Annotated in this window: 5 protein-coding genes; 4 read left to right on the top strand and 1 reads right to left on the bottom strand. The window is 75.4% G+C overall.

Features of this window, described 5'->3' with window-relative positions; genetic code table 11:
• Window positions 1-138: 138 nt before the first annotated feature.
• The gene (gene hrpA / locus ACI79T_RS02545) at window positions 139-4,095 is read left to right on the top strand and encodes an ATP-dependent RNA helicase HrpA (protein WP_456608474.1); all 3,957 of its coding nucleotides are present in this window, start codon (window positions 139-141) and stop codon (window positions 4,093-4,095) included.
• Between the two features lie 36 nt (window positions 4,096-4,131).
• Here the strand turns inward: hrpA and ACI79T_RS02550 are convergent, their stop codons facing one another.
• Entirely contained in the window at window positions 4,132-4,500 is a 369-nt protein-coding gene (locus tag ACI79T_RS02550; protein ID WP_456608475.1) for a hypothetical protein, read from the bottom strand.
• Between the two features lie 213 nt (window positions 4,501-4,713).
• On the opposite strand from ACI79T_RS02550, the gene ACI79T_RS02555 reads away from it, so the two are divergent.
• The 3 genes from ACI79T_RS02555 to ACI79T_RS02565 form a co-directional block, all read left to right on the top strand.
• A complete protein-coding gene (locus ACI79T_RS02555; RefSeq protein WP_456608476.1) occupies window positions 4,714-5,103 on the top strand; it encodes an ATP-binding protein in 390 nt (129 codons plus the stop codon).
• 74 nt (window positions 5,104-5,177) lie between these two features.
• Window positions 5,178-5,342: a hypothetical protein gene (locus tag ACI79T_RS02560; protein ID WP_456608477.1), complete on the top strand. Its 165-nt coding sequence runs from the start codon at window positions 5,178-5,180 to the stop codon at window positions 5,340-5,342.
• 86 nt (window positions 5,343-5,428) lie between these two features.
• Window positions 5,429-6,866: cytochrome P450 (locus ACI79T_RS02565; protein ID WP_456608478.1), on the top strand; the 1,438-nt coding region annotated here is incomplete at its 3' end.

Here is a 6,866-nt window from a genome sequence, read left to right on the forward strand (position 1 = left end):
GCCCTGCACGGATGGTGATCCGTCGCACCTTGCTGCGGGCGCCGCGCCGGCAGTGCGATCCTGGAGCCCGGTCTCCGGCTCCGGTCCGGGACGCGCCGCCCGTACCCCCGCCCGCCCGAGAGGAACGCGAGCCCGCCCGTGAGTGCCCCGCCTGACCACCTCCGGGCGCGCGACGACCTCCGGGAGCGCCTGGCCGACCTCACCCTCGCCGACGAGCACCGGCTCCGTCGCCGGCTGGACGGGCTGCGCCGGACCCGGGACGTGCAGGCGCGGGAGCAGCAGCGCGAGCGGATCGCGGCCGACGTCGCCGCCGCCGAGGAGCGGATCGCCCGTCGGCGCGCCGCCGTCCCCACCGTCAGCTATCCCGAGGAGCTGCCGGTCAGCGCGCGGCGCGACGACATCGCCGCGGCGCTGCGCGAGGCCCAGGTCGTCGTCGTCGCCGGCGAGACCGGCTCGGGGAAGACCACCCAGCTGCCCAAGATCGCCCTCGAGCTCGGCCGCGGGGTGCGCGGGCGGATCGGGCACACCCAGCCGCGCCGGATCGCCGCGCGCAGCGTCGCCGAGCGGATCGCCGAGGAGCTCGGGACGCCGCTGGGCGAGGCCGTCGGCTACAAGATGCGGTTCAACGACCAGGTGTCGGACTCGACGCTGGTCAAGCTGATGACCGACGGCGTGCTGCTCGCCGAGATCGCGCACGACCGGCTGCTGCGCCAGTACGACACGATCATCATCGACGAGGCCCACGAACGGAGCCTCAACATCGACTTCCTGCTGGGCTACCTCGCCCAGCTGCTGCCCCGGCGGCCGGACCTCAAGCTGGTCATCACCTCGGCGACCATCGACGTCGAGCGGGTGGCGGCGCACTTCTCCGGCGCGCCCGTCGTCGAGGTCAGCGGCCGCACCTACCCGGTGGAGGTGCGCTACCGGCCCGTCGTCGACCCGGACGACGACGAGGCCGACGAGGACCGCGACCAGGTCAGCGCGATCCTGGACGCCGTCGACGAGCTGGTGGCCGAGGGCCCCGGCGACATCCTGGTGTTCCTCGCCGGCGAGCGGGAGATCCGCGACACCCAGGATGCGCTGGTGGAGCGGGACCTCCGGAACACCGAGATCGTCCCCCTGTACTCGCGGCTGTCGGCGGCCGACCAGCACAAGGTCTTCGCCCCGCACACCGGACGGCGGATCGTGCTGTCGACGAACGTCGCCGAGACGTCGCTGACCGTGCCCGGGATCCGGTACGTCATCGACCCCGGCACCGCGCGGATCTCGCGGTACAGCCATCGCACGAAGGTGCAGCGGCTGCCGATCGAGCCGGTCAGCCAGGCCTCCGCCCGCCAGCGCTCCGGCCGGTGCGGCCGACTCGGCCCGGGCGTCGCGATCCGGCTGTACACCGAGGCCGACTTCGACAGCCGGCCGGAGTTCACCGACCCGGAGATCCTGCGCACCAACCTCGCCTCGGTGCTGCTGCAGATGGCCTCGCTCGACCTGGGCGCCGTCGAGGACTTCCCGTTCGTCGACCCGCCCGACCGGCGCGCGGTGGCCGACGGCGTCGCGCTGCTGGAGGAGCTGCACGCCCTCGACGAGCAGGGGAGGCTGACGGCGACCGGCCGCGCCCTGGCCGCGCTGCCCCTGGACCCCCGCATGGCCCGCATGGTGGTCGAGGCCGACCGGCGCGGCGTGCTGGACGAGGTCCTCGTCATCGCCGCCGGCCTCACCATCCAGGACCCGCGCGAGCGGCCGAGCGAGCACCAGCAGGCCGCCGACCAGATGCACGCCCGGTTCGCCGACGAGAACTCCGACTTCCTGGCCCTGCTCAACCTGTGGCGGTACCTCGGCGAGCAGGCCGAGGCGCTGAGCGGCAACCAGTTCCGCCGCACGGTGAAGCGGGAGTTCCTGCACTACCTGCGGATCCGGGAGTGGCAGGACCTGCACGGCCAGCTCCGCGGCACCGCCCGGCGGCTGGGCATGAACCTCGGCGAGCCCGCCGCCGAGCCGGACGAGCGCGGGATCCACGCCGCGCTGCTCGCCGGCCTGCTGAGTCACGTCGGGCTGCAGGTGGAGCCCGCGAAGAGCCGGGACGGGAAGCCGGGGCGGCCCGGGCGCGAGTACCTGGGCACCCGCAACACGAAGTTCGTGATCGCGCCCGGCACCCCGCTGGCGAAGAAGCCGCCGCGCTGGGTCGTCGCCGCGGAGCTGGTCGAGACCAGCCGGCTGTTCGCCCGCACGGTGGCGCGGATCGACCCGGAGACCGTCGAGAAGCTCGCCGACCACCTGGTCAAGCGCCAGTACTCGGAGCCGCGCTGGGACGCCAAGCGCGGCTCGGTCGTCGCCACCGAGCGGGTCACCCTCTACGGCCTGCCGCTGGTGGTCGGGCGGCGGGTCCAGTACGGCTCGATCGACCCGGTCGTCTCGCGGGAGCTGTTCATCCGGCACGCGCTGGTGCAGGGGGAGTGGACCACCCACCACCGCTTCTGGGCGGAGAACCAGCGGGCCGTCGAGCAGGTCGCGGCGCTGGAGGAGCGCGCCCGGCGGCGGGACATCGGCGTCGACGACGAGACGGTGTTCGAGCTCTACGACGCCCGCATCCCGGCCGACGTCGTCTCCACCCGGCACTTCGACCGCTGGTGGAAGCAGGCCCGCCACCGGCAGCCGGACCTGCTCACCTTCACGCCGGAGATGCTGACGAACGCGGCCGTCGCGGCCGAGGTGCGCCCGGAGGACTATCCCGACGAGGTGCGGCTGACGCAGGGGCTGACCCTGCCGCTGTCGTACGCGTTCAACCCGGGAGCGGTGGAGGACGGCGTCACCGTCGACGTCCCGTTGGGCATGCTGGACTCGGTCGCCGCCAGGACCTCCGGGGAGTCGCTGGCGTTCACCGTGCCCGGCCAGCGGGCCGAGCTGGTCACCGAACTGCTCCGCTCGCTGCCCAAGCAGCTGCGCCGTGGCCTGGTGCCGATCCCCGACCGGGTACGCGAGGTGCTGCCGCACATCGACGTCACCGAGCCGCTGCTGCCGGCACTGGAGCGTGAGCTGCGCCGGGCCACCTCGGTGGTGATCCCGCCCGATGCCTGGCAGCCGGCCGAGGTGCCGGCGCACCTGCGGGCGACCTACCGGGTGCTGGACGACCAGCAGCGGCCGCTGGCCACCGGCAAGGACCTCGCGGCGCTCAAGGCGCAGGTCGCCCCGCACGCGCGGGCGAGTCTCGCCCGCGCCGCCTCCGAGCTCGAGCGCACCGGCCTGACGACCTGGGAGTTCGGCACCCTGCCCCGGACGGTCGAGGTCCGCCGCGGGGCGCACGTGGTGACGGCCTACCCGGCGCTGGTCGACGAGGGCGGCACCGTCGGCGTCCGCGTCGTGGCGACCGAGGCCGAGGCGACCCGGTTGTCCTGGCGCGGCGCCCGGCGGCTGCTGGTGCTCGTCGCGGGCTCGCCGGTCAAGCAGGTCGTCAAGCGGCTGGGGCCGGCCACCCGGCTGGCCCTGCAGTTCAACCCCGACGGCGAGATCCCCGACCTCGTGGCCGACTGCGTCGACGCGGCCGCCGACGAGCTGATCGCCGCGGCGGGTGGGCCGCCGCGGGACCCGGAGGCCTTCGCGGCGCTGGTGGCCACGGCCAAGGCGCAGCTGCAGCCGCTCACCGTCGACGTCGTCGGCCGGGTCGAGGCCGTGCTCACCCGTGCGCGAGAGGTGGCGATGGCCATCGGTGCCGCGCCCGGCCGGCGGGTGCCGGAGGCCGCGGTCGCCGACCTGCGCCGCCAGATGACCGGGCTGCTGCACCGCGGGTTCGTGGCGGCGACCGGGCGGCGCCGGCTGCCCGACGTCGTCCGCTACCTGACGGCGATGGCGCACCGGCTCGAGAAGCTGCCGGCGAATGCCGTCCGGGACGAGCTCTGGACGCAGCAGGTGGCGGCGGTGACCGCCGAGTACGAGCAGCTGCGGGCGCAGGTGCCCCCGACCGGGGCGCCCGACGATCCGGTCACCCGGGTGCGCTGGATGATCGAGGAGCTGCGGGTGAGCCTGTTCGCGCAGAGCGTGGGCACCCCGAGGCCGGTCTCGGAGCAGCGCATCTACAAGGCGATCGACGCCCTCCTGGGCTGAGCGCCGCACCGCCGGCACGTGCCCGCGCGGGCCGGGTCAGGCGGCCGGGCTGCCGCCGGTCTCGCGGAGGAGCGCCGAGATGCGCTGCCGGGTGACGCCGAAGAGGGCCGCGATCCCGTTGATGCTCACGTCCTCGCGGTGCAGCGCGGCGGCCTGCTCGCGGCGCCAGGCGTGGCCGGCCGTGGCCAGCGCCGCGAGCACCGTCGAGATGCTCTCGACGACCAGCGGCCGGGTCTCCGCGGTGACCAGCTCGAGCCAGGGGCGGCCGGACCGGCGCTCGGCCAGCAGCGTCTCGGCGCGCGTGCGGGCGCGCTCCAGCTCCTCGATCGAGCTGTCGATGCACTCCACGAGGCGTTCCAGCGACTCGACGGCGACGTCGCCGGTCGTCGGGTGAGGGGCGCTCATGCTGCTCCTCACGGGTCGGTGATCAGGACGGGGGCACTGTAGCCGCATCTGTATTGCACGCAATCAGCATGCGAGGCAATAGGGATTGCCCCACGTCCCTCGAATGGGGATAGTTGTGCACAACTGATCCAGTTCGCCGCCCGCCCTGCCGATGAGGACAGCACCGGGCGCTCGTGCCGCTTCCCTCGTCCGCCGGCAGAACGGAACCGTCGCATGTCCACCCTCTCCGCCAGCCTGGACCTCCCACCGGTCGCCGCCAGCGTGCCGGCGGCGCGGCACCTGGTGCAGCAGCTGCTCCGCTCCTGGGGGGCGCGGCAGGACCACGACGACGCTGCGCTGCTGGTGACCGAGCTGGTCGCCAACGTGGTCGACCACGTCGGCGGGAGCGCATGCCTGACGCTGGAGGCGACGTTCTCCGACGACTGGCTGCGACTGGCCGTCGTCGACTGCTCGCCCACCCGGCCGGAGGTGCTCGGCCTCTCCCCGGACCGGCCGCGGGGCCGCGGGATGCTCATGGTCCAGGTGCTCGCCGACCGGTGGGGCTGCGAGGAGCACCGCGACGGCAAGCGCGTCTGGTTCGAGCTGCGCCCCCCTCGGCTGTGACCTACCGGCTGGTTTGCCGCGGTCGCCGATCGGGGACCGCCGAAGGGGAAGCCAGCGAACGAAGGGACTGCGCGATGAGCGAGCCGAACACCCACTCCGCCGGTGAGGGAGTCTCCGACGAGGAGATGATCGAGTCCGTCGCCGGCCAGACCGACAGCGCGTCGGAGAACGCCGACGTCGCGGGCAAGGACTGGGACGGCGACCCGTCCGCGGCGCCCGCGCCCACCGACCAGGCCTGACCGCCTCGACGCTCCGGCACCGCCCCCGTCCCGATCCCGGGCCGGGGGCGGTGCCGCGTTCCGGGTCGCGCTGACAGACTGCGGTGATGAGCGTCACAGCCGGCACGCGGCGTGCCCTGCCCGGAGCGGCACCGGAGGTGCTGGCCCGCCCCGCCCGCACCGCGGTGCGCTGGGCGGTCCGGCACGGCCTGCCGGCGCTGTACCTGTCCCGCAGCGCCCGCCGGGGGGACCTGATCGGCCGGCTGATGCGCGATCCGGCGCTGCGCCAGCACCCCTACGACCTCTACGAGCAGCTGCGCGCCCGCGGACCGCTCACCGGCAGCAGCCTGGGTCTGGTGACGACGTCGCACCCCGTCGCCCAGGAGGTCCTGCGCAGCGACCGGTTCGGCGTCGGGTGGGACCGGTCCGCCGCCCCCGGGGTGATCCGCTGGGCGCTGGAGTTCGGCGACGACCCCACGTCGGCCGGCGTCGCCGAACCGCCGTCCATGCTGGTGGTGGACCCTCCCGACCACACCCGGTTCCGCCGGCTGGTCGGCCGGGCCTTCACCCCCCGGGCGACGGCGGGCTTCGAGCCGGCCATCCGGCGCACCGCCGACCGCCTGCTCGACGACCTGGAACGCCGCGACGGCACGGTCGACCTGGTGGACGCCTACGCCGCGCAGTTGCCGGTGCTGGTGATCGCCGACCTGCTCGGCGTCCCCGTGGATCGCCGCGAGGACTTCCTGCGCTGGGGCGCCGCGGCCGCCGCCACCCTCGACCCCGGGCTGCCGCTGCGCCGCTTCCTCCCGGCCGAGAAGGCGCTGCGGGCCATGCACCGCTTCCTGGCCGAGCACTTCGCGCGGCTGCGCCGTGAACCGGGGGAGGACCTGGTCAGCCGGCTGGTCACGCTGCCGGCCGACGAGGCGCTCACCGACCGGGAGCTGCACGCCACGGTGCTGCTCCTGCTCGGCGCCGGCTTCGAGACCACGGTGAACCTGCTGGGCAACGCCGTCGTGCTCCTCGACGCGCACCGCGACCAGTGGGACGCCCTGCGCGCGGGCGCCGCCGGCTGGGAAGGCGCCGTCGAGGAGGTGCTGCGGATCGACAGCCCCGTCCAGCTCACCGGCCGCTCGGCACGGGCCGACGTCGAACTGGCCGGGAGGAGGGTGGCCGCCGGCACCCGCGTGACCCTGCTGCTGGGTGCGGCCAACCGCGACCCCGACGTCTTTCCCGACCCGGGGCGCTTCGACGTCACCCGCGCCAACGCGCGCGAGCACCTGGCCTTCTCCGGCGGCATCCACTACTGCGTCGGCGCGGGGCTGGCCCGGCTGGAGGGCGCCATCGGGCTGGCCGCCCTCGGCGAGCGCTTCCCGGGGGGGGGGGGGGGGGGGGGGGGGGGGGGGGGGGGGGGGGGGGGCGGGGGCGGGGGGGGGGGGGGGGGGGGGGGGGGGGGGGGGGGGGGGGGGGGGGGGGGGGGGGGGGGGGGGGGGGGGGGGGGGGGGGGGGGGGGGGGGGGGGGGGGGGGGGGGGGGGGGGGGGGGGGGG

The organism is Blastococcus sp. SYSU DS0619, assembly GCF_054051035.1.

Coding starts and splice junctions, on each gene's coding strand:
- ACI79T_RS02550 (WP_456608475.1), bottom strand. CDS start 4,500: ATGAGCGCCCCTCACCCGACGACCGGCGACGTCGCCGTCGAGTCGCTG.
- ACI79T_RS02560 (WP_456608477.1), top strand. CDS start 5,178: ATGAGCGAGCCGAACACCCACTCCGCCGGTGAGGGAGTCTCCGACGAG.
- ACI79T_RS02555 (WP_456608476.1), top strand. CDS start 4,714: ATGTCCACCCTCTCCGCCAGCCTGGACCTCCCACCGGTCGCCGCCAGC.